A 20,602-nucleotide genomic window follows, 5' to 3' on the forward strand; every position below is an offset into this window, starting at 1 on the left:
CGCACACGGGGCGATCATCGATCGCCCCGACTTCGGTTCCGAGTGTGTCCTAGCCTGGCTCGCGGCGAAACACCAGTACCCGCGCCACGCTGCGCTGGCACACGGCGCCGTCCTGATTGCAGGTTTCGCTTTCCAGCACCGCCATGCCCCGCTCAGGCCGGGACTTGGAGCTGATCAGTTCCTTTACCGTCGTCGTGACGCGTAAGCGGTCGCCCGGACGCACGGCCCGCGGCCAGCTGACCTCGCTGCCGGCACCGATCAGCCCGCCAGCCAACGGAACACTTGCCACCAGCAAGCGCATGGTCACCGCCGCCGTGTGCCACCCGCTGGCCGCAAGGCCATTGAAAAAACTCGCCTGCGCTGCCTCGGCATCGGTATGGAACGGTTGCGGGTCGAACTCGGAAGCGAACTGCAAAATGCCCTCGGTGGTCATTTCATAGGACTCGCTGGCGAACGACGCACCTACCGCAAGGTCTTCGAAATACAGCTTGTTCTGCTCGACAGCAGCCATGTGCACGCTCCTGGTTCGGTGTTGAAGGGCCTTTGCGCCCTGTTGTTCATGCAGAAACTACCCGCCTGGCATCCCTGCGCACCGCTTGCGGCGGCACGCCGAAGCCGCGCAGGAAGACCTCGCGCATGTGACGGCGGTCCCTGAAACCGGTCTCCCTGGCGACCACATCGAGGCTATGCCGGCTCTGCTCGATCATCAACCGCGCCGCCTCCAGGCGCAGGCCTTCCACAGCCTTGGCCGGTGATTGCCCGGTTTCGGCGGTGAATACGCGGGTAAACTGACGCGGGCTCAGGTGCACCACCCCGGCCAGCTCCTCGACGCTCAACGAACGGCTCAAATGCTTGCGCGCATAATCCAGCGCGGCCTGGATACGGTCCGACCGGGGCGACAGCGCAAGCAGCTCGGAATGCTGCGATTGCCCGCCTGAACGGCGTTGGTGCATGACCAGCTTGTGCGCTACCGACCTGGCCACGTCAGCGCCGAGGTCCTTTTCCACCATGCCCAGCGCCATGTCCAAGGCTGCCGTCATGCCGGCAGAGGTCCAGACCGGCCCATCGACGATGAAGATGCGGTCTTCCTCTACCTCGACCTGCGGGTACATTTCGCGCAGCTTTTTCGCATAGGCCCAGTGGGTCGTCGCTCGACGCCCCTGCAGCACACCCGCATGGGCCAGGACGAAGCTGCCGGTACACAGGCCGGCGGTGCGCCGGGCGCCTTCGACAAAGCCGCGCACACTGGCCAGCACCGCCTCATCAGGTGCCGTCAAGGGCGTCAGGGTGCCAGTGACCATCCAGGTGTCGGCCAGGCCCGGAGCGCCCACAGGCAGCGTGTCGATATGCATGCCCAGGGAGGAGCGCACGGTGCCGCCCTGGATGGAAAAGTTCTGAATCCGGTAGACCGCTTCGCCCGTCACGATATTGGCAAACTCGAACACAGCCTGGGTCGCCAGGGACATGATCTGGAAGCCTTCGGTCATCAGATAGCCGACCCGGTGCATCGCTGAACTCCTGCTGCAATGTCTCGAAAGCGTACCATATACGTCGTTTGAGACAAGCCTGGCCTTTGTCATCATGGCTCCACCGCAACCCACCACTGGAGCATGACCATGACGCAGCAATTCAAAGGCACCGCGCTCATCACCGGCGCTTCCACCGGAATCGGCGCGATCTACGCAGAACGCCTGGCCCGACGCGGCTACGACCTGGTACTGGTGGCGCGCAACCGCGAGCGCCTGAACGACCTGGCCAGCCGCCTTACCAGCGAAACCCGACAGAACGTGGAAGTGTTTCCGGCAGACCTGGCCAATGCCCAGGACCTGGCCAAGGTGGAGCGCAAGTTGCGCGAAGACGCCAGTATCAGCCTGTTGGTGAATAATGCCGGCATCGGCACCCATACCAGCCTGTTGGAAAGTGATGTCGAGCGCATGGCCGAAATGATCACCCTCAACGTCACCGCCCTCACCCGCCTGACCTACGCCGCCGTCCCGGGCTTTGTCGCTCGCCAGCACGGCGCGGTGATCAACATCTCGTCGGTGGTGAGCCTCGCCCCCGAGCGGCTCAATGGCGTGTATGGCGGCAGCAAGGCCTATGTCACCGCGTTCAGCCATTCCCTGCACAGGGAACTTGCCGACCAAGGCATCCAGATCCAGGCGGTACTGCCCGGCGCCACCGCGACCGACTTCTGGCAGATCGGCGGCTTGCCGGTCGAGAACCTCGACCCCGCCATCGTGATGTCGGCCGAGGACCTGGTGGACGGTGCCCTGCAGGATTTCGACGCCGGCAAGCTGATCTCCATTCCCTCGCTGCATGACCTCGAGGCGTTCGAGCGCTACGAAGCCAGCCGCCAGGCTCTGTTCAGCCAGTTGTCCAGCAACCGCCTGGCCCCGCGTTACGCCGCCAATTGATCGCCAAGACAGGAAACCACCCATGAAACTCAGCGCCAACACCATTTTCATCACTGGCGGCACCTCGGGCATTGGTCGCGCCCTGGCCGAAGCCTTCCATCAGCGAGGCAACCAGGTGATCGTGGCGGGCCGCCGCCAAGCACTGCTGGACGAGATCGCCAAGGCCAACCCCGGTATCGATACCGTGCGGCTCGATATCAACGACCCGCAGCAGATCAAGGAGGTCGCCCAGGAGGTCATCCGGCGCCACCCTTCGCTGAATGTGATCATCAATAACGCCGGTATCATGCCGTTCGACAACCCGGCATCGGGTGACTACGACGACGCCCAGGCGGTGAGCCTGCTGCAGACCAATCTGCTCGGCCCGGTGCGTGTCAGCGCCGCTTTCGTCGAACACCTCAAACGCCAGCCTGACGCCTACATCATCAATAACAGCTCGGTGCTCGCCTACTTGCCACTGGCGGCCACCGCACTGTATTCGGCGACCAAGGCTGCCCTGCACTCCTATTCCCTGTCGCAGCGCTTCAGCCTGCGCGACACCAGTGTAAAGGTGCTGGAAATCGCCCCGCCTTGGGTCGATACCGACCTGGTCCACAAAAGCGGCGACGCACGTGCCATGCCGCTCGATGCCTTCATCGAGCAGACCCTGGTCAAGCTCGAGAGCGCGACGACCGAGGTGCTGGTGGACCAGGTCGTCCCGCTGCGCGCCAACCAGGGGATCAACGAGCACGCGCTGATCAACCAGTTCAACCAGGCGCTGGTCGACAACCCGATTCCCGTTGCCTGAGTCGGCCCCGCGGGCGACCCGCACGCATCCGCCGCCAGGCCGTCACCAGGCCGAACGGAATGACGCGCCATAGGCGCTTGGTGGCAGACGGCTGGCACCATCCGCTCTCAATCGGGAGCGGAAGGTTCCGGTTTGCGGTTGGCTCCGGTAAAGCCCACGCTTCTGCAGCTCCGGTACGACCAACTCGACAAAATCTTCCAGCGTCCCGGGGCTGGTCAATGGGTTGAGCATGTAGCCACTGGTACCTGAAATGCGCGCATGTTCCTCGATGCGATCAGCCACTTGCTGCGGCGTGCCCACCAGGATCAGGTCGGTGCCCCGCGTGACGTTGGCAAAACGCTTCCTGACGTCCCCTGCGGTCAACGGCTTGCCGCTGCCATCCGGGCGCATCATGTAGGAGGTCAGGCCTTCGGTATGATTCGACAGTGCATCACTGTCGGCATAGCGGCTCAGGTCGAAGCCGGTGTCGCCGGCATAACTCACCAGCTGGGCCTCCAGGTGGTAGTTGCCTTGCAACTGATCGTACTTGCGCTGCGCCTCGATCTCGGTTTTGCCGGTGACGATCCGCAGCACCGTCAACGACTGCACATCGCCCCGGCTGCGGCCACGGGCCTCGGCCATGGCCCAGATTTGTTCCAGGCCCTGGCGAATTTCGTGGGGGTCGGACTTGGCGATGAATATCAGCTCGGCATGTTTGGCGGCGAACTCGCGGCCCCTGCCCGACCAGCCGGCCTGGATCAACAGCGGCGTGCGCTGTGGTGACGGCGCACAAAGGTGTGGCCCAGCCACTCGATAATGCTCGCCAATGTGCCCGACAGGCTTGACCCGGTCACCCTGGGCATACACCTGGCGTGCCTTGTCGGCGACGACCGCATCATCCGCCCAACTGCCTTCCCACAGCTTGTACACCACGTCCATGAATTCTTCGGCACGCTCGTAGCGGTCGGCATGGCGGATCATCTGCTCCAGGCCAAAATTACGCGCCGCGCTGGAAAGATACGAGGTGACGATGTTCCAGCCGATCCTGCCTTGGGTCATGTGGTCCAGCGTGCTGAACCGCCGGGCGTGGCTGAACGGGTGTTCGTAGGTCGTGGTAACGGTGGCACCGAATGCCAAGTGCCGAGTGATCGCAGCCAGCCCCGGAATGATCATCAACGGATCGTTGGCAGGCGCCTCGACGGCCCATTTCAGCGCTGCATCCGGATTACCGCCGAACACGTCGTAGAACCCCAGTACATCGGCGAAGAACAGCATGTCGAGGTTGGCCTGGTCGGCAATTCGGGCCTGGTTGGACCAGAACTCGAAGGTATTGGCCGCCAGGCGCTCGTCAGCTGGGTGGGTCCAGAGACTCGGTGCACCACCGCACCCAACACTGGCCTGTTCGTAGAGCGCAAACAATAGGGGCTTCGCTTCGGACATCGACGGTTACTCAGTAGACAATAGGCTTATAAATAGTAAATAGAAATATAAAACCTAATTGAACTACCATTTTGGAATATGCATGTACCGCCGAGCTATACCGTCCCCCCACGCTTGTGCAACAACTCGAACACCACCATGCCGCCTAGCATCGATGCCACGAACAGCCAGGCTTGCCAGTACCCCGCCGGCAACAGCACCAACGCTGGCCCCGGGCACATGCCGGCAAGGCCCCAGCCTATGCCGAACAACAGGCTGCCGCCGACAAGGCGACGATCTACGTCACGTCGGTGAGGCAGCTGCATCGGCCCACCCAGCAATGCCGCCGGATGCCCGCGTGCCCAGCGCATAGGCCACCATGCCGCAGCAATAGCGCCGATCATCACCAGCGCCAGCGAAGGGTCCCACTGCCCGGCGATGTCGAGGAAAGCAAGGACTTTAGCCGGGTCGGCCATCCCGGCCAGCAGCAACCCTGCGCCGAACAACAGCCCGGCGATAAACCCACTGAGAGCACGCATGTCAGGCCCCTTGTACCAGGTGTCGGACGACATACACCGTGGCAAAACCGCTGGCCATGAAGCACAGCGTTGCCACGGCTGACCGGGGAGACAGCCGCGACAGGCCACAGACACCATGGCCGCTGGTACAACCACTGCCGTAGCGCGTGCCGAGCCCGACCAGCAGCCCGGCAGCCACCAGTGTCGCGGCTGCTGCGGTGAATCGGGGGGCCGGCACGCTGGCAAACATCCCCCACAGCAGCGGTGCCGCCAGCAACCCCAGAATGAAGGCCAGTTTCTCCGCGCGCCCTTGCCCGCCGGGCTGCAACAACGAACCGAGCAAACCGCTGATCCCGGCGATACGGCCGTTCAGCACTGCGAACAGGCCTGCGCCGAGCCCGATCAACACACCACCGGCCAGCGCGGACCATGGCGTGAACGCCAGCGAATCAATTGCCATCGTATTTCTCCTGCAACAGGAATGGGGGCCAGGCTCAGGCGAGACGGCCGATGCAGGCACTGATCTCGCTCACGATCTGCAGTGTTGCCTGCTCAATCGGCCCTTCATTACGGCACAGTACCCAGCCATGCTCCACAACCGCACGTTCGAACGCCTCGGTACAAGCCACCTGCTCGTCCAGGCTATGCATCACCGTACTGCCCAACCCGCGCGTTCGTGCCGCCGCCCTTGCCCATGAAGTAACAGCGGCGGTGACAACCCCGACGTGCAAATCCGGCACTTGCACACGTCGGGCGATGTTCAGCCGCAGGATCTCGTCGAACGGCACTGTGCGGCGGAATGCGGCATCCGACGGGTACCAGCGGTCAATCAGGATGATGCTGCCCGGTGGTTGCGCCGGCAACACCTGCCGGGAAATCCACGCACGGCTTTCGGCAAGGCGCTCGCACACGCGCAACTCCAGATCCCGGCAGGGATGCCTGGCCAGCTGATTGACCAAGGCCATGGTTTCCCTGCGGCAGGGGTCGCTGTTCTTTTCGCTGAGCCGGACAACTTTATGGTTGGCGGCCCTCAAGGCTTTGGTAACGGCCTCAAGAAGCGTGGTCTTGCCGGTGCCCTTGGGCCCATCGATGGAAACAAAAAACGGGCGGGTCATTGCTCGATACCAGTTGGTCTGGGCGCGGGATGAGAGCATTGATCGTGGCCTGGCTTCAAGGCTTGCGTGACCGCAAGCAGGGCGCGGCTCGATAACGCCATCAGCCAGGCCGAAGCTCAGGCGGGCGGCTCGCCTGCCAGCGGCCAATCGGCGCTGATCACACGGTTGCGCCCTGTTGCCTTGGCTTTGTACAAGCGCTCGTCAGCGCATTTGAGGATAGCGGCGGAGGTCTGTTCTGCACGGCTGCGACAGGCAACCCCGATGGAAATCGTCATGGTGCCGACCTTGTCCAGCGGGCTGGTCGCAATCGTCGTGCGGATGCGTTCGGCAATCTCGGTTGCAATTTGCAGGCCAGTATCCGGCAACAGCAGGCAGAATTCTTCGCCCCCGGCGCGGCAAGCCAGGTCGCCGGCACGCGAACAGGCCTGGATGATGGCCGCGATATGCTGCAAGGCAATATCCCCCACATCGTGCCCCCAGGTATCGTTTACCCGCTTGAAATGATCGATATCCAGTGCCAGCGCACAGTACGGTTGCGCCTGCCCGTCGAGGATTGCCAGCGCTGCGTTCATGCCCCGACGGTTGACCAGCCCGGTCAGTGGGTCACTTTCTGCAGCCTGGCTGAGGCTGCTGATCTTGCGGTCCAATGACTGTATCCCGGCCACCAATGCGCTGCGAATGGCGGCGGCTTCCGCGTACCAGGCGTTCATTGCATTCAGTTCCCGGCTGGCGGCCAGTTCAGGAACGTGTTGCGCGCTTCTGGCCAACTGGCGCAGCGGGCGAGTCACCCAGGTGGACACCACCAGCATCAGCGCCAACCCGAGCAAACTCACCGGAAGCAACTTGAACAACATGTCATGCATCAGGTTACGCAAGGGATACAATGCGTTGTCTCGTGGCTGCTGGGTGACGACTGCCCAATGCGCGCCCTTGACTTCGGCATACCCGGCCAACATCGGAATGCCCCGGTAATCCGTCGCTTCCAGTTCGCCCTCTTCCCCGCTGCGCAAGGCCGCATGAGCCGTCGCGCTGGTGTTCAGTACCGCACCCAGCCTGGCTGCATCCGGGTGGTAAAGGATCTGCAGGTTTTCATCCACGACGAACGCAAATGCATCAGCCAGTTGATGGCCACCCAGCAAGGTACTCATGACCCCGCCCTCGCGCAGGTTGACCACCCCGCCGATCAAGCCGAGCACCTTGCCCGCGCCGTCGCGTACCGGGTTGGAGATGAGCACACTGAAGTGCCCTGCTGGAGAAATGAACGCCTGGCTGACCAGCGGACGCCCTGCGCTTGCCGCTCGCCTGACGGCGTTGGAAAGGTTCACGGCCTTGTCGAAGTCCAAGGGCGGGTAACCGTCAAGGATGTTCCCCGAAGCATCGGCGGTGATCACGATCTGCAGCTCGGAATCCTGCACCTGCAGGCGTTTCACTTCGGCTTGCACCAGGCTGCGGTCGGTAAAGCCCGGGCCAATCAGCAAGCTGCTGTATTGCAGGCGCTCGTGCACCGAATGGATGAACTGGTCGATGCCTGACGCCACCTTGTAGGCGTAGGCCTTATGGGATTCCAGCGCCGAATGGATCAGCGCGTCGCGCAGCACCCCATGCGCCACGACCAGGCACGTGGCCAGCGTGACCAGGACACTGGCTGACAACAGCACCAGCATCAGGCCGCGAATGCCAATGAACTGCGCGCTCTTTCGCTCCATGAAACCGGCTCCCCCTGCCCCCTTCAGAGCGTAGAAGACTCCGCTAACGGTGCAAGGGTTGAAGCGCAACCTGACCTGCGCCGCTAATGTCGGATACCTGTCCATCGCTGGGGCGCAGCTCATTGTGTAGGAGCGGCCTTGTGTCGCGATGGGCCGCAGAGCGGCCCCCGGCGTTTGCCGCGGTGATACTGATAACCGGGGGCCGCTCTGCGGCCCATCGCGACACAAGGCCGCTCCTACAAGCCTGCATTGGCGCAGGCCGGTCAGGCGTTACACCGCCAGCGCGCGCTCACGCAGCTCGCTGTTGAGGATGCGGTCGTTCTCGCTGTAATCGACCGGGCAGTCGATCACGTGCACGCCCGGGGTCTTGATGCAGTGCTCGAGCAGCGGCAGCAGGCCGTCGGCGCTTTCCACGCGGTGGCCGTTGGCCCCGTAGGCTTCGGCGTACTTGACGAAGTCCGGGTTGCCGTAGTCCAGGCCGAAATCGGTGAAGCCCATGTTGGCCTGCTTCCAGCGGATCATGCCATAGCCGTCGTCACGCAGGATCACCACGGTGATGTGCATGCCCAGGCGCACTGCCGTTTCCAGCTCCTGGCTGTTCATCATGAAGCCGCCATCGCCGCACACCGAAATCACCGGGCGGTCCGGGTGCACCAGGTGCGCCGCCATCGCCGATGGCAGGCCGGCGCCCATGGTCGCCAGGGCGTTGTCCAGCAGCACCGTGTTGGGCTTGTGCGCCTTGTAGTTGCGGGCGAACCAGATCTTGTAGATGCCGTTGTCCAGGGCCACGATACCTTCGGACGGCAGCACGCGACGGATGTCGGCGACCAGGCGCTGCGGGTAGACCGGGAAGCGGCTATCATCGGCACCTTCGGCGATCTGTGCTTCGTTGGCTTCACGGATGGCCATCAGGCGGGTGAAGTCCCAGTGCGAGGTGTCGCTCAGCGCTTCGCCGATCTGCCAGACGGCGTTGGCGATATCACCGATCACTTCCACCTGCGGGAAGTACACGGCATCCACTTCAGCGGAGCGGAAGTTGATGTGGATGACCTCGGTGCCGCCACGGACCATGAAGAACGGCGGCTTCTCGATCACGTCGTGGCCAATGTTGACGATCAGGTCGGCAGCTTCGATCGCACGGTGGACGAAGTCACCGGACGACAACGCAGCGTTGCCGAGGAAGCGCGGGTGGCGCTCGTCGACCACACCTTTACCCATCTGCGTGGTGACGAATGGGATGCCGGTCTTGTCGATCAGTTGCTTGAGGACCTTGGCAGTCATCTTGCGGTTGGCGCCAGCACCGATCACCAGGATCGGGCTACGCGCGTTCTGCAGCTTCTGCACGGCAGCCTCGATGGCCACGTGCTCGGCCAGCGGGCGGCGGTGCAGGCTTGGCGGGATCGGCAGTGCGTCGGTCTGCTCGGCGGCGATGTCTTCTGGCAGTTCCAGGTGGACCGCACCCGGTTTTTCTTCTTCAGCCAGGCGGAAGGCTTCGCGCATGCGCGCCGGGATGTTGTCGGCTGAGGCGAACTGGTGGGTGTACTTGGTGATGGGGTCCATCATGCCGCACACGTCGATGATCTGGAAACGGCCCTGCTTGGACTTCTTGATCGGCTTCTGGCCGGTGATCATCATCATCGGCATGCCGCCCAGGTAGGCGTAGGCGCTGGCGGTAACCAGGTTGGTCGCGCCGGGGCCGAGGGTGGACAGGCTGACGCCGGTCTTGCCGGTCAGGCGACCATAGGTGGCAGCCATGAAACCTGCGGACTGCTCGTGACGGGTGAGTACCAGTTTGATCTTCGACTTGCGCAGGGATTCCAGCAAGTCGAGGTTTTCCTCACCTGGAATGCCGAATACATACTCGACACCTTCGTTTTCCAGGCATTGCACAACGACATCGGCGGCCTTGGCCATTTAGGGTACTACCTCAAAATCTTCGTGGGATTGCAGATTTATCAAGCTGCGTGACTGAGATGTTGCAGGATGTCTCAGTGGCGCGCATCGTAGGCCCTCCGGTTAATAATAATAAATATATTGTTATGATGCCTGACATCACAGTTCGTTATGAATGCAACTCCTCTGATTGGTAGTCCCCCACAATGAATCTCAAGGCACTGCGTTGCTGCGTCGAAATCGTGCGCCAGGGCAGCTTCACCAAGGCCGCGCAGCACCTGCACATCGCCCAGCCGGCGCTGAGCATGGCCGTTACCCGCCTGGAAGAGGAACTGGGCGTGACCCTGTTCAACCGCACTACCCGCAAAGTCATCCTCACCGCCGAGGGCGAGCGGTTCCTGCCACGGATTGCCTCGGCCCTGCGCGAAATGGACGTGGCCCGGCAGGAGCTGCGCGACATGGCCGACCTCAAGCGCGGCGAAGTACGCCTGGGTATCCCACCGATGTTCGGCTTGCACTATGTACCCGGTTTGATGAACGCCTTCCGCCGGTTGTACCCGGGCATTGCCATGACCGTGTTCGAAGGCAGCGCCGAGGACATTGGCCAGCGCCTCGAACAGCGGGAAATCGACCTTGCGCTGCTGGAGTCCAGGCGCGTGCCGCCCGACAAGGAATCGATCCTGCTGGGCAGCGACGAGATGCTGGCGTGCATGCACCCCGATCACCCTTATGCCGGCAAGGCCTTCCTCACTGCCGAGGACCTGCGCAATACCGACATGGTGGTGTTCGACCGCACCTTCGTGCAGCGTCACCTGCTCGACGCGTTCTTCGCCGAACACGGCATCACCTACCAGGTGGCACTGCAGAGCAACTTCGTCTCGCTGGTGGTGCAGGCGGCTCTGGACAACATGGGGGTGGCCACCCTGCTGCGCTCGGTGCAGCAGCGCACGCCAGGCATCGTCGGCGTACCGTTCCGGCCAGCGCAGCTGATGAGCTTCCGCTTGTGCTGGCGCTCGGGGGAATACCTGTCGCTCGCCAGCAAGCGCTTCATCGACTTTGCCGCGCAAACCCATTACCTCGAGCGCTGACGCCGGCCGGGCCATTGCGCGGCACAAGCCAGTGGCAAGCCGCGCATTTCATCGACGTTGCCGCCCTGAATTGACTATGATCCCCGACTTGAACGTTTCAGCATGTTTCAACAAGGATTCAGATGTCAGTTCAGGAATTAGCGCCTCCCCCGCACAAAAGCACCATCGCGAAAATGGAAGCCTCCATGGCGCTGGGCAGTTTTGCCATCGGCACCGGCGAGTTCGCCATCATGGGCCTGATGCCGGATATCGCCAGCAACCTGCAGCTGAGTGAGCCCCAGGTAGGCCACGCGATCAGTGCCTATGCATTGGGGGTGGTGGTCGGCGCCCCGACGCTGGCCATTCTCGGTGCCCGACTGCTGCGCAAGCACATGCTGCTGTTATTGATGGCGCTGTACGCCCTCGGCAACCTGGCGACCGCCTTCGCTCCCTCGTTCGGCGGCCTGGTCGCTTTCCGCTTTATCAGTGGCCTGCCCCATGGCGCCTACTTCGGTATAGCCGCCGTGGTGGCCTCGAGCATGGTGGCGAACAACCAGCGCGCCGGGGCGGTGGCGCGGGTGATGCTGGGCCTGACGTTGGCCATGCTGCTCGGCAACCCGGTCGCCACGTTGCTGGGCCAGTATTTCGGCTGGCGTTCGGCATTCGTGCTGGTGGGTGGTATTGCCCTGTGCACCTTGGCACTGGTCTGGCGCTTCGTGCCCCAGCGCCACGATGAAGTGCGCAGCGACCCGCGCAAGGAATTGCAAGCATTTGCCCTGCCGCAGGTATGGATGGCCCTGGCGATCGCCGCGATCGGCTTTGCCGGTATGTTCTGTGTATTCAGCTACCTGGCGCCGACCATGTTGCAGGTGACCCAGGTGTCGCCGCAGTGGATTCCGTTCGGCCTGGCTGCGTTCGGCGTGGGTGGCATCGTCGGCAACCTGGCTGGCGGCAAGCTGTTCGACCGCCTGCAGTTCCGCGCCGTGGGGCTGGTGCTGATATGGTCGATGGCCGTGCTGCTGTTCTTCACCTTCGCTGCCCAGGCATTGTGGAGCCTGCTACTGGGCATTGGCCTGGTCGGGACCATGATTGCCCTGGCGGCACCGCTGCAGATCCGCCTGATGGACATCGCTCATGAAGCACCGAGCCTGGCGGCTGCGTCGAACCATGCGGCGTTCAACCTGGCCAATGCGCTTGGGCCATGGTTGGGTGGCATGGCGATCAGCGCCGGCCTGGGCTGGACCAGCACCGGGTACATCGGCGCGGCGACTGCCTTGGTCGGCCTGCTGATCTACCTGGCGGCGCGGCGGATGAAGGGCGGGCATTGAGTTCAGCGGGCTGGCCAGCCTTGGCGAAACCTTTACAATGCCGGCCCGTCTTTGAAATATGTTTTCCCCATGAAATCACTGCTTTACGCCATAACCTTACTGTTTTCCTTCAATTTCCCTGCCCTGGCCAGTCCGCCAGCCACCTTTACCGAGGCCAAGGTAGTGGCCAAGCAGCAGGTGTACATGGACCAGGCCAGCAGTGCCATGGGCGAGCTGTACTGCGGCTGCAAGTGGACCTGGGTGGGCAAATCCGGCGGGCGTATCGATACCGCCTCGTGCGGCTACCAGACGCGCAAGCAGCAAAACCGCGCCGAGCGCACCGAGTGGGAGCACATCGTGCCCGCCTACACCTTCGGCAGCCAGCGCCAGTGCTGGAAGAACGGCGGCCGCGAGCACTGTGTGGACGACGACCCGGTGTTCCGCGCCATGGAAGCCGACCTGTTCAACCTGTACCCGGCGGTGGGCGAGGTCAACGGTGACCGCAGCAACTTCAACTACGCCATGGTCAATGGCAATGCCGGGCAATACGGGCAGTGCAGCACCAAGGTCGACTTCGTGCAGCGTGCGGCCGAACCGCGTGACGAAGTGAAGGGCCTGGTGGCGCGCACAACGTTCTACATGTACGACCGCTACAAGCTGAACATGTCGCGCCAGCAGCAACAACTGCTGATGGCCTGGGACAGGCAGTACCCGGTATCGGCCTGGGAAAAAGAGCGTAACCGCCGTATTGCTGCGATCATGGGGCACGCCAACCCGTTCGTGACCGGGGAGCGCAAATGGACAGCCGACTACAAGCCGGTGGGTAGCGGCGTGGTGCAAGCGGCAACGGCCAAGCCCACCAAGGCCGAAGCCAAGCCAAGCCTGGCCAGCGGTGGGTCGCTGGGGCCAGTGCTTGGCAACCGCAACAGCCACGTTTATCACCTGGCCAACGGCTGCCCGGGGTATGCCCAGGTTACGGCGAAGAACCAGGTCACCTTCGCTACCGAGGGTGAAGCGCAGGCGGCGGGTTATCGCAAGGCGGGCAACTGCCGGTAAGCACCTGCGGTGCGCTGCAAGGGCGTAGGAGCGGATTTATCCGCGAAGCAAGCGACGCGGTGGCTGGCACCGGCCTTGCCGGTGATCGCGGCTGAAGCCGCGCCTGCAGCCGTTCGCGGGTATGCCCGCAACCTCAAGCCCTGGGCAGCTCATTGACCAGATTCGCCGGCCGCTCACCCGCCAGTGCGCTGAGCAGGTTGTCCACCGCGCAACGTGCCATGGCCTGGCGGGTTTCCTCGGTCGCCGAGCCGATATGCGGGGTCGCCACCACGTTGTCGAGTTGCAGCAGGGGCGAGTCCAGCGACAACGGTTCCTGCACGAACACATCCAGCCCCGCGCCGCGTATGCGCCTGGCGCGCAGCGCTTCGACCAGTGCGGCCTCGTCCACTACCCGCCCGCGGGAAATATTCACCAGGATTGCCTCAGGCTTCATCAACGCCAACTCCCGTGCGCCGATCAGGCCTTCGGTGGCGGCACTCAGCGGCACGGTCAGGCAGACGAAATCTGCCTGCTGCAACAACTCGTCCAGGCTGCATTGACGCGCAGCATAACGCGCCTCCACCTGCGGCTTGGCCCGCTGGCTGTGATACAGCACACGCATGCCGAAGCCAGCCGCGGCGCGCCGGGCCAGGGCCTCGCCAATGCGCCCCATGCCGACGATGCCCAACGTCTTGCCATGCACATCGCTACCGAAATGCGCCGCGCCCAGGCTCGCCTGCCAGTGCCCGGCGCGGACCCAGTTCGCCAGCTCCACAACCCGCCTGGCAGTGGCCAGGATCAGGGCAAAGCCAGTGTCGGCGGTGGTCTCGGTCAGCACATCGGGGGTGTTGGTCAGCATCACCCCGCGGCGGCTGAGCTCGGCAATGTCATAGTTGTCCACGCCAACCGAAACGCTGGCAACCACTTCCAATTGCGGTGCCAGGTCAAGCAGGCCTGCGTCCAGCCGCAGGCTGGCCCCCAGCAGCCCGTGCGCCCCCGGCAAGGCATCGCGCAGGCGGGCCAGGCCGTCGGGTTGGTTGATATCCACCCAGGTCACCTCGACGCGCGCTTGCAGGCGCGCCATCAGGTCGTCGGACAGGCGTTTGTACAACACGATTCGCTTGTTCATCGCAGGTTTCCTATTGGCTCATGGCCAGACGCGAACCGCCGCGCTTGGCTCGGCCGGACGTCTGGGAAGTGTCCAGTGCGGCGGTCAACGCCACTGCGGCAAGCAGCGCGCCACACATGAACAGGTAAGAGGCACCGGGCCCACCGGTGGCGCCATTGAGGTAGCCCACCAGCCACGAACCGCCGAACGAGCCCAGCGCGCCCATGCTGTTGATCAGCGCCATGGCGCCGCCAGCGACATTGGCCGGGAGGATTTCCGGCACGATCGCGAAGAACGGCCCATAAGGTGCATACATGCAGGCGCCGGCCAGCACCAGCAGCGCGTACGACAGCCAGAAGTGCTGGCTGCCCAGGGCGTAGGAGCCATAGAAGGCCACGGCGGCGATCAGCAATGGCGGCCAGACGAAGCGCTTGCGCTTCTGCAGGCGGTCGGACGCCCACGACACGCCTACCATGGCCAGTACCGCCGCCAGGTACGGCACCGACGCCAGCCAGCCGGCCTGTACGATATCAACGTTGGCCGCCTGCTTGAGGATCGACGGCAACCACAGCACGAAGCCGTACACGCCGATGCTCCAGCAGAAATACTGCAGCGCGAGAATGATCACTTGTGGCGAGCGGAACGCCTCGCGGTAGTTCTTCACCGGCCTGATACCTTGCTGCTCGGCGGCCAGCGCCTGCTGCAGGGCGGTCTTTTCCTGCTCGCTCAGCCAGTTCACCTGGGCCGGGCGGTCGTCGACCAGGCGCCACCAGCAGAACGCCCAGATCACCGCAGGCAGGCCTTCGATGATGAACATCCAGCGCCAGTCGTAATGCTTGATCAGGTAACCCGACACCACCGACATCCACAGGATGGTCACCGGGTTGCCGAGCATCAGGAAGGTATTGGCTCGCGAGCGCTCGGCACGGGTGAACCAGTGGCACAGGTACACCAGCATCGCTGGCATCACCGCCGCCTCCACCACCCCGAGCAGGAAGCGGATGCCGACCAGCATGTACACGTTGCTGACCATGCCGGTGAGCGTGGCCAGGCCGCCCCAGAGGATCAGGCAGACGAAGATCAGCTGCTTCACGCTGCGCTTCTCGGCATAGATGGCACCGGGTACCTGGAAGAAGAAGTAGCCGAGGAAGAACAGCGCCCCCAGCAGCGATGACAGCACGGGCGTGATGTGCAGGTCTTCGGCCATCCCGGAAGCGGCGGCGAAGCCGTAATTGGCGCGGTCCAGGTACGCCAGGCTATAGGTGACGAAGACGATCGGGATGATGTACCACCAGCGGCGCGAGGCCAGGTTGTGCTTTTGCATCGGTGTTTCTCCTGAGCTTGTTGTTTTTGTTGCAACAGGTGTTTCGAGGTATGCGCTGTTCAGGCACTTCTGCGCAGGTCGTGGGCCTCCAGTTCATGGCGCAGCGGCAGCCCTTCCATGTCGCCGCGCGACTGCACGGCGCGGCTGCCGCACCAGTTGCCGCGCGCCACCGCTTCGGCCATGGGCCGGCCTTCCAGTAGCGCGCTGAGCACGCCGACAGCGAAGGCATCGCCGGCACCGACGGTGTCCACCACGCGGCTGACCGGCACTGGCGCGACCAGGCCCTCGCCTTCGGCACTGCGGAAGTAGGCACCCGCTTCGCCCAGCTTTATCACCACCCGGGTCACCCCCAGGTCGAGGTAGAACGCCGCGATGTCTGCCGGCGTGTGCTGGCCGGTCAGCAGCCGGCCCTCCTCCAGGCCGGGCAACACCCAGTCGGCCTTGGCCGCCAGGGCATTGATTTCGCGCAGCATGCTGCCCTGGTCAGGCCACAGCGAGGGGCGCAGGTTGGGATCGAAGGAAATGCTGCGCCCGGCATCGCGCATGCCATCCACCAGGGCATGCGACAGCGCCCGACAACCTGCCGACAAGGCCAGCGGGATGCCGGTGGCGTGCAGGTGGCGAGCCTGCAGCCAGCCTGGGCGGATCAGCGCCGGCGACAGTCTGCTGGCCGCCGAGCCACGACGGAAGTACTCCACCGCCGGATCACTGCCATCGTCGCAGCGGGCCTTGAGCTGGAAACCGGTGGGATAGCTGGCATCGACCTCGACAGCGGAACAATCCAGGCCTTCGCGGCGCAGGCTGTCGAGCACGAAACGGCCAAGCGAATCGTCACCCACCCGGCTCAGCCAACGGACCTTGAAGCCGAGCCGCGCCAGGCCGATGGCCACGTTGCTGTCCGCCCCGGCAATGCGCTTGCCGAACTGGCCGACACTGGCCAGGTCCCCGGCCTGCTCGGCGACGAACATGGCCATGGTCTCGCCAAAACACAGCACGTCATGTTCATGCATGGCTCGGCTCCTTGTGCGCTGTGGCACGCCGTCCCAGCGCCGCCAAGTTGCGCACCTGGGTGCGGGTCAGCGCCAGCAGGTCGCCGCCGGCCAAGGGGTATTCGACAGCGCGCACCACACCGGGGGTGAACTCCGCCAGCAGCGCAGCCCATTCCTGCAAGTCCGAGGCCTGCGGTGGTACGGCAACCAGGCGGCCATCGGCCAGGCGCTGCACGGCTTTGCAATGCACGTAACGCACCCAGCGGCCGAGCAGGCGCGCGGCGTGTCGGGCAGGCTCGCCCTGCCACTGCCAGTTGCCGATATCGAAGGTCATGCCCAGGCTCAGCCCAAGCTCTTCGGCGCGCTGGAAAAACTGCTGCAGCGGCTGGATGCTGCCGCCCTGCACGGTCTGGTCATTCTCCACCAGCAGCACTGGCCCGGGGCCTGGCAACAGCCGCGCCAGGGCCGCGAAATCGCACCCTTCCCGGTAATGCCCCAGGGAAACCTTGAGAGCCACCGCGCCGAGGGCGTGGGCGGTTGCCAGCCTGTCCCGCAGTTGCGGGTCAGGCAGGCCGCGCGCCGTCCACAACTCAAGTGGCGTGGAATACACGCATTCCAGGCGCTGCGCGGCAATGGCAGCAGCCAGCGCGGCAGTGTCCGGCACACCGCTGAACAATTCTTCGCGTAGTTCCACACGGGTAGCGCCAGCGGCAACCAGCAGGCCAAGGAAGTGCTCCTGGCCACGTTGCCTAACCAGATCGGCACCGTAGCTGGAGAGGCTGATGGAAACGGGGTTCGTGTGCATTGTTGTTGTCCTTATGAAACCGGTTTCATTTCTTGATAGCCCAGCAGGCAGTCACCTGCCGCTGATTAGTGTCGGGGGGTTGAACCGCGGATGATCAGGTTGGCCTTGAAATCGATGCGCCTGGCCGCCCCACTGTCGCCGCGCAGACGAGCCAGCAGGCTGTCGAACGCCGCCATACCGATACGCTCGGTAGGCTGGGCCAGTGCGGTGATGCCACTGCCGACCAAGGGGTACCAGTCGAGGTCGTCCAGGGCTATCAGACCGACGTCTGCAAACAGGTTGCATCCGGCGTCATGCAGGGCCCGGGTGACGGCCAGGGTGGCAATGCCGTTGAACGTGAAGATGGCCTGCGGGCCATGGCCTTTGCCGGCAAGAAACGAGGCCAGTTGGCCATTCAAGCCGGTGTTGGTTTCCAGTACCTGCTGGCGCATGCCAGGGCGACGGCCGATCGACGCGGCAAACGCCTGGACCCGCTCCACACGTGAGCTGGTGCCATCCAGAGGCTCGGTGACCGCGAGGATATCGCGGTAGCCTTGCGCTTGCAGGTGGTCCAGGGCCTGCTCGACCGCGTCGGCGTTATCCAGCCCCACCAGGTCGACCTTCAGCTCGGGCAGTTGACGATCGACCAGCACCATCGGGATGTCGCGCTGCAGGGTGAGCAGTTCGCCGGGGTGATGGCCGAGGGTGTTCACGATCAGCCCTTCGACGTTGTACGACTGCAACGCCACCAGATGGTGACGTTCCTGCTCGTCGTCGCGGTTGGTGTTGCATACCACCAGGCTGTAGCCGTGCTGGCGGCAGGCGGTTTCCACGCCGTGCATCACGGCCACCGAATAGGGGTTGAGAATATCGGCTACCAGCATGCCGACCAACCGCGTCTGGCCGCGCTTCAAGCCACGGGCCATTTGGTTGGGGCGGTAACCGAGGCGCTCGATGACCTGCTCCAGGCGCTTGGCCGTGGCTTCGGCCAGCAACTGCCGGTCGCCGCCGATATAGCGCGAGACGGTGGCCTTGGACACGCCGGCGACCCGCGCCACTTCGCTGATGGTGACCCGTTCACGGGGATGGCCAGGCGCGTCGGTCATGGGCTGTTCCTTATGATTGTTGTGATAGCGATGAAACCGGTTTCAATACAGCAAAACCATGCGCGTTCGTCAACCTGCCGTTGGTCGGCAAGCCATGGATGAAACAATGTCAAACATTAACTATCGTTAATAAGCAATTGATAATAATGATAAACATGGATCTGTATCTGGCAGTGGGTTGCGCATGGATAGGCCAGGCCCGGCAAGCGCAGTACAATGCTTGCTACTCGGCCCGATACTCCAGCCAATGATCCAGTCCGACCTCGACCTGTTCGGCACCCAAGCGCAACGCCTGGCCAGCCACACCGTGCTGCTGCCCGGCTTCGCCCTGGCTGAAGTCGAGCCTGTGCTCGACGCCCTGCGCCCGGTATTGCGTGCCGCGCCGTTCCGGCACATGTACACCCCGGGTGGCCTGCGCATGGCTGTAGCGCTCACCAACTGCGGCACGCTGGGTTGGGTCAGCGATGAACAGGGTTACCGTTACAGCCACTGCGACCCGCTCAGCGGCCAACCCTGGCCTGCCCTGCCCCCGGTATTGCTTGCCCTGGCCAACCGCGCGGCGGCCGTGGCCGGCTTCGACGGTTTCGTGCCGGATGCCTGCCTGGTCAATCATTACCTCCCCGGTACCCGCCTCAGCCTGCACCAGGACCGCGATGAACAGGACTTCGGCCAGCCGATCGTGTCGCTGTCCCTGGGCTTGCCGGCGGTGTTCCTGTTCGGTGGCTTGCAGCGCGCCGACAAGCCCCGGCGCATCGCCCTGAGCCATGGCGATGTACTGGTCTGGGGTGGCGCAGACCGCTTGCGCTTCCATGGCGTGCTGCCGATCAAGCCTGGCGTGCATCCGCGCCTGGGTGAACGGCGCATCAACCTGACCCTGCGCAAGGCCGGGCGCTGAACCGGGCCTGGGCTGCAGCATCGGCGCAACTGGATGAACGCGCATGAAACAGGTTGAACATCTTGGCCTGGCAAGCTTCAAAAGATAGGCCATGCCTTTTTCAGCCGGGAGCCCGCCATGCCCTACCTGTACTCTGCCAGCCGCCTTTGCACCGGAGCAGCGCGACCATGAAAATGCCCTGCCGCGCGCCCAATGCCTCACTGCAGCTCGATTACGTGCGCGACACCCTGTTCGGCCCGGTCGCGCAGAGCATGGAATGCCAATGCCAGATTGCCGCCCTCAACCTGCAAGGCCGCCCAGGCCTGCGCCTGCACATCTGCCCGCCATTGCCCGACAAGGTGGAGCGTGCCCACAGCGTGGCGTTTGTCTGGGATGGGCGCAGCTACCACGGCGTGGTCCGCGACCAGGGCAAATGCGGGGACGGCGGCCTGAACCTGCTGCTGGAACTGCAGTGAAGCCGATCAACGGTGGCCAACCCGGCTGAACCTGCCGGGCACGGCGCGTCTCCATACAAAAGAGCCCACGCCCGCCGGAGAATGCCATGAACAGCCCGTTGCTCAAGCTCTTCACCCACCCCGCCGACGCCTGGCTGGACATCCGCCGGGCCGAGGAAGACCGCCCGCAGCAATACCTGCCACGTCTGCTGGCCCTGGCGTTGATCCCTGCCGTCTGCCTGTTCGTTGGCACCACCACGTTCGGCTGGAGCCTGGCGGCCGGGGAGCGGGTGCGCCTGAGCATGGGCAGTGCCGCGCAACTGGCCGCCTTGCTCTACGGCACCACGGTGGTCGGGGTCATGCTGATGGGGGTGATGATTCGCTGGATGTCGCGAGGTTTCGATGCCCAGCCCAGCCTCAACCAATGCATCGGCTTTGCCGCCTACTGCGCCACGCCATGGTTCTTTGCCGGCGTGGTCGGCCTGCTGCCGATCCGCTGGCTGGCCGTGGTCGCGCTCTTGGCGGCGTCGGCGTATGCCAGTGTGTTGCTGTATGGCGGATTGCAGACGTTCCTGCGGCTGAAAAAAGAACAGGCCTTGCTGTTCGCCACCTGCGTGTGGGGGGTGGGCCTGTTGCTGCTGGTAACCATCCTGGTGGCGATGATCCTGTTCTGGTTCAACGGCCTCATGCCGGAATATGTGCGCCCGGCCAGCCTGGGCTGA

21 protein-coding genes are annotated in these 20,602 nt (G+C 63.9%); 8 read left to right on the forward strand and 13 right to left on the reverse strand.

Annotated elements, in window-relative coordinates; all coding sequences use genetic code 11:
- Nucleotides 1-49 precede the first annotated feature (49 nt).
- Together ACJA3S_RS13715 and ACJA3S_RS13720 are read right to left on the reverse strand one after the other, a co-directional pair.
- Nucleotides 50-511, reverse strand: a complete 462-nt coding sequence (locus tag ACJA3S_RS13715) for a MaoC family dehydratase (RefSeq protein ID WP_406818871.1) — start codon at nt 509-511, stop codon at nt 50-52.
- 46 nt (nt 512-557) lie between these two features.
- Nucleotides 558-1,508 carry a GlxA family transcriptional regulator gene (locus tag ACJA3S_RS13720; protein WP_406818872.1) on the reverse strand — a complete coding sequence of 317 codons (951 nt, stop codon included), beginning with the start codon at nt 1,506-1,508 and terminating at the stop codon, nt 558-560.
- Between the two features lie 108 nt (nt 1,509-1,616).
- Between ACJA3S_RS13720 and ACJA3S_RS13725 the strand changes: the two genes are divergently transcribed.
- Together ACJA3S_RS13725 and ACJA3S_RS13730 are read left to right on the forward strand one after the other, a co-directional pair.
- Nucleotides 1,617-2,414: an SDR family NAD(P)-dependent oxidoreductase gene (locus ACJA3S_RS13725; RefSeq protein ID WP_406818873.1), complete on the forward strand. Its 798-nt coding sequence runs from the start codon at nt 1,617-1,619 to the stop codon at nt 2,412-2,414.
- 22 nt (nt 2,415-2,436) lie between these two features.
- The gene (locus tag ACJA3S_RS13730) at nt 2,437-3,201 is read left to right on the forward strand and encodes an SDR family oxidoreductase (protein WP_406818874.1); all 765 of its coding nucleotides are present in this window, start codon (nt 2,437-2,439) and stop codon (nt 3,199-3,201) included.
- Between the two features lie 42 nt (nt 3,202-3,243).
- Here the strand turns inward: ACJA3S_RS13730 and ACJA3S_RS13735 are convergent, their stop codons facing one another.
- From ACJA3S_RS13735 to ACJA3S_RS13760, 6 genes are all read right to left on the reverse strand, one after another.
- Nucleotides 3,244-4,620 carry an LLM class flavin-dependent oxidoreductase gene (locus ACJA3S_RS13735; protein WP_406818875.1) on the reverse strand — a complete coding sequence of 459 codons (1,377 nt, stop codon included), beginning with the start codon at nt 4,618-4,620 and terminating at the stop codon, nt 3,244-3,246.
- Nucleotides 4,621-4,715: 95 nt separating this feature from the next.
- Entirely contained in the window at nt 4,716-5,138 is a 423-nt protein-coding gene (locus tag ACJA3S_RS13740; protein WP_406818876.1) for a DUF6691 family protein, read from the reverse strand.
- 1 nt (nt 5,139) lies between these two features.
- A complete protein-coding gene (locus ACJA3S_RS13745) occupies nt 5,140-5,577 on the reverse strand; it encodes a YeeE/YedE family protein (protein WP_406818877.1) in 438 nt (145 codons plus the stop codon).
- Between the two features lie 34 nt (nt 5,578-5,611).
- Complete coding sequence (locus tag ACJA3S_RS13750) at nt 5,612-6,232, reverse strand: dTMP kinase (RefSeq protein ID WP_406818878.1); 621 nt, start codon at nt 6,230-6,232, stop codon at nt 5,612-5,614.
- 116 nt (nt 6,233-6,348) lie between these two features.
- Nucleotides 6,349-7,938 carry a diguanylate cyclase gene (locus tag ACJA3S_RS13755; RefSeq protein WP_406818879.1) on the reverse strand — a complete coding sequence of 530 codons (1,590 nt, stop codon included), beginning with the start codon at nt 7,936-7,938 and terminating at the stop codon, nt 6,349-6,351.
- 270 nt (nt 7,939-8,208) lie between these two features.
- On the reverse strand, nt 8,209-9,852 hold the full coding sequence (locus tag ACJA3S_RS13760; RefSeq protein ID WP_406818880.1) for an acetolactate synthase large subunit: 1,644 nt from the start codon (nt 9,850-9,852) through the stop codon (nt 8,209-8,211).
- Between the two features lie 185 nt (nt 9,853-10,037).
- Here ACJA3S_RS13760 and ACJA3S_RS13765 point away from each other — a divergent pair, with 185 nt between their 5' ends.
- The 3 genes from ACJA3S_RS13765 (at nt 10,038) to ACJA3S_RS13775 (ending at nt 13,261) form a co-directional block, all read left to right on the forward strand.
- Nucleotides 10,038-10,919 carry a LysR family transcriptional regulator gene (locus ACJA3S_RS13765; RefSeq protein WP_170029763.1) on the forward strand — a complete coding sequence of 294 codons (882 nt, stop codon included), beginning with the start codon at nt 10,038-10,040 and terminating at the stop codon, nt 10,917-10,919.
- Nucleotides 10,920-11,041: 122 nt separating this feature from the next.
- Nucleotides 11,042-12,226, forward strand: coding sequence for an MFS transporter (locus ACJA3S_RS13770; protein WP_406818881.1), 1,185 nt, complete (start codon nt 11,042-11,044; stop codon nt 12,224-12,226).
- Nucleotides 12,227-12,295: 69 nt separating this feature from the next.
- Nucleotides 12,296-13,261, forward strand: a complete 966-nt coding sequence (locus ACJA3S_RS13775; protein ID WP_406818882.1) for an endonuclease — start codon at nt 12,296-12,298, stop codon at nt 13,259-13,261.
- Nucleotides 13,262-13,394: 133 nt separating this feature from the next.
- On the opposite strand, the gene ACJA3S_RS13780 is transcribed toward ACJA3S_RS13775, so the two are convergent.
- From ACJA3S_RS13780 to ACJA3S_RS13800, 5 genes are all read right to left on the reverse strand, one after another.
- Nucleotides 13,395-14,369, reverse strand: coding sequence for a 2-hydroxyacid dehydrogenase (locus ACJA3S_RS13780; protein ID WP_406818883.1), 975 nt, complete (start codon nt 14,367-14,369; stop codon nt 13,395-13,397).
- Between the two features lie 10 nt (nt 14,370-14,379).
- Entirely contained in the window at nt 14,380-15,672 is a 1,293-nt protein-coding gene (locus ACJA3S_RS13785; protein WP_406818884.1) for an MFS transporter, read from the reverse strand.
- 59 nt (nt 15,673-15,731) lie between these two features.
- The gene (locus ACJA3S_RS13790; protein WP_406818886.1) at nt 15,732-16,682 is read right to left on the reverse strand and encodes a sugar kinase; all 951 of its coding nucleotides are present in this window, start codon (nt 16,680-16,682) and stop codon (nt 15,732-15,734) included.
- Complete coding sequence (locus ACJA3S_RS13795; protein ID WP_406818887.1) at nt 16,675-17,466, reverse strand: AP endonuclease; 792 nt, start codon at nt 17,464-17,466, stop codon at nt 16,675-16,677. The genes ACJA3S_RS13790 and ACJA3S_RS13795 overlap by 8 nt, the downstream gene beginning before the upstream one ends.
- Nucleotides 17,467-17,531: 65 nt before the next feature.
- Entirely contained in the window at nt 17,532-18,551 is a 1,020-nt protein-coding gene (locus ACJA3S_RS13800; RefSeq protein WP_406818888.1) for a LacI family DNA-binding transcriptional regulator, read from the reverse strand.
- Between the two features lie 247 nt (nt 18,552-18,798).
- Between ACJA3S_RS13800 and alkB the strand changes: the two genes are divergently transcribed.
- The 3 genes from alkB (at nt 18,799) to ACJA3S_RS13815 (ending at nt 20,602) form a co-directional block, all read left to right on the forward strand.
- Nucleotides 18,799-19,446, forward strand: a complete 648-nt coding sequence (gene alkB, locus ACJA3S_RS13805) for a DNA oxidative demethylase AlkB (protein WP_406818889.1) — start codon at nt 18,799-18,801, stop codon at nt 19,444-19,446.
- Nucleotides 19,447-19,613: 167 nt separating this feature from the next.
- A complete protein-coding gene (locus ACJA3S_RS13810; RefSeq protein WP_170030093.1) occupies nt 19,614-19,901 on the forward strand; it encodes a hypothetical protein in 288 nt (95 codons plus the stop codon).
- Nucleotides 19,902-19,987: 86 nt separating this feature from the next.
- A complete protein-coding gene (locus ACJA3S_RS13815; RefSeq protein WP_406818890.1) occupies nt 19,988-20,602 on the forward strand; it encodes a Yip1 family protein in 615 nt (204 codons plus the stop codon).

The organism is Pseudomonas sp. KnCO4, from assembly GCF_045344305.1.
Lineage (GTDB): Bacteria > Pseudomonadota > Gammaproteobacteria > Pseudomonadales > Pseudomonadaceae > Aquipseudomonas > Aquipseudomonas anuradhapurensis.

Bases quoted from the DNA above. Each gene is read 5' to 3' on its own strand.
- ACJA3S_RS13765 (WP_170029763.1), top strand. From the start codon at position 10,038: ATGAATCTCAAGGCACTGCGTTGCTGCGTCGAAATCGTGCGCCAGGGC.
- ACJA3S_RS13785 (WP_406818884.1), bottom strand. From the start codon at position 15,672: ATGCAAAAGCACAACCTGGCCTCGCGCCGCTGGTGGTACATCATCCCG.
- ACJA3S_RS13725 (WP_406818873.1), top strand. From the start codon at position 1,617: ATGACGCAGCAATTCAAAGGCACCGCGCTCATCACCGGCGCTTCCACC.
- ACJA3S_RS13745 (WP_406818877.1), bottom strand. From the start codon at position 5,577: ATGGCAATTGATTCGCTGGCGTTCACGCCATGGTCCGCGCTGGCCGGT.
- ACJA3S_RS13775 (WP_406818882.1), top strand. From the start codon at position 12,296: ATGAAATCACTGCTTTACGCCATAACCTTACTGTTTTCCTTCAATTTC.
- ACJA3S_RS13795 (WP_406818887.1), bottom strand. From the start codon at position 17,466: ATGCACACGAACCCCGTTTCCATCAGCCTCTCCAGCTACGGTGCCGAT.
- ACJA3S_RS13740 (WP_406818876.1), bottom strand. From the start codon at position 5,138: ATGCGTGCTCTCAGTGGGTTTATCGCCGGGCTGTTGTTCGGCGCAGGG.
- ACJA3S_RS13770 (WP_406818881.1), top strand. From the start codon at position 11,042: ATGTCAGTTCAGGAATTAGCGCCTCCCCCGCACAAAAGCACCATCGCG.
- ACJA3S_RS13810 (WP_170030093.1), top strand. From the start codon at position 19,614: ATGAAAATGCCCTGCCGCGCGCCCAATGCCTCACTGCAGCTCGATTAC.
- ACJA3S_RS13790 (WP_406818886.1), bottom strand. From the start codon at position 16,682: ATGCATGAACATGACGTGCTGTGTTTTGGCGAGACCATGGCCATGTTC.
- alkB (WP_406818889.1), top strand. From the start codon at position 18,799: ATGATCCAGTCCGACCTCGACCTGTTCGGCACCCAAGCGCAACGCCTG.
- ACJA3S_RS13760 (WP_406818880.1), bottom strand. From the start codon at position 9,852: ATGGCCAAGGCCGCCGATGTCGTTGTGCAATGCCTGGAAAACGAAGGT.
- ACJA3S_RS13755 (WP_406818879.1), bottom strand. From the start codon at position 7,938: ATGGAGCGAAAGAGCGCGCAGTTCATTGGCATTCGCGGCCTGATGCTG.
- ACJA3S_RS13715 (WP_406818871.1), bottom strand. From the start codon at position 511: ATGGCTGCTGTCGAGCAGAACAAGCTGTATTTCGAAGACCTTGCGGTA.
- ACJA3S_RS13800 (WP_406818888.1), bottom strand. From the start codon at position 18,551: ATGACCGACGCGCCTGGCCATCCCCGTGAACGGGTCACCATCAGCGAA.
- ACJA3S_RS13720 (WP_406818872.1), bottom strand. From the start codon at position 1,508: ATGCACCGGGTCGGCTATCTGATGACCGAAGGCTTCCAGATCATGTCC.
- ACJA3S_RS13750 (WP_406818878.1), bottom strand. From the start codon at position 6,232: ATGACCCGCCCGTTTTTTGTTTCCATCGATGGGCCCAAGGGCACCGGC.
- ACJA3S_RS13780 (WP_406818883.1), bottom strand. From the start codon at position 14,369: ATGAACAAGCGAATCGTGTTGTACAAACGCCTGTCCGACGACCTGATG.
- ACJA3S_RS13730 (WP_406818874.1), top strand. From the start codon at position 2,437: ATGAAACTCAGCGCCAACACCATTTTCATCACTGGCGGCACCTCGGGC.
- ACJA3S_RS13735 (WP_406818875.1), bottom strand. From the start codon at position 4,620: ATGTCCGAAGCGAAGCCCCTATTGTTTGCGCTCTACGAACAGGCCAGT.
- ACJA3S_RS13815 (WP_406818890.1), top strand. From the start codon at position 19,988: ATGAACAGCCCGTTGCTCAAGCTCTTCACCCACCCCGCCGACGCCTGG.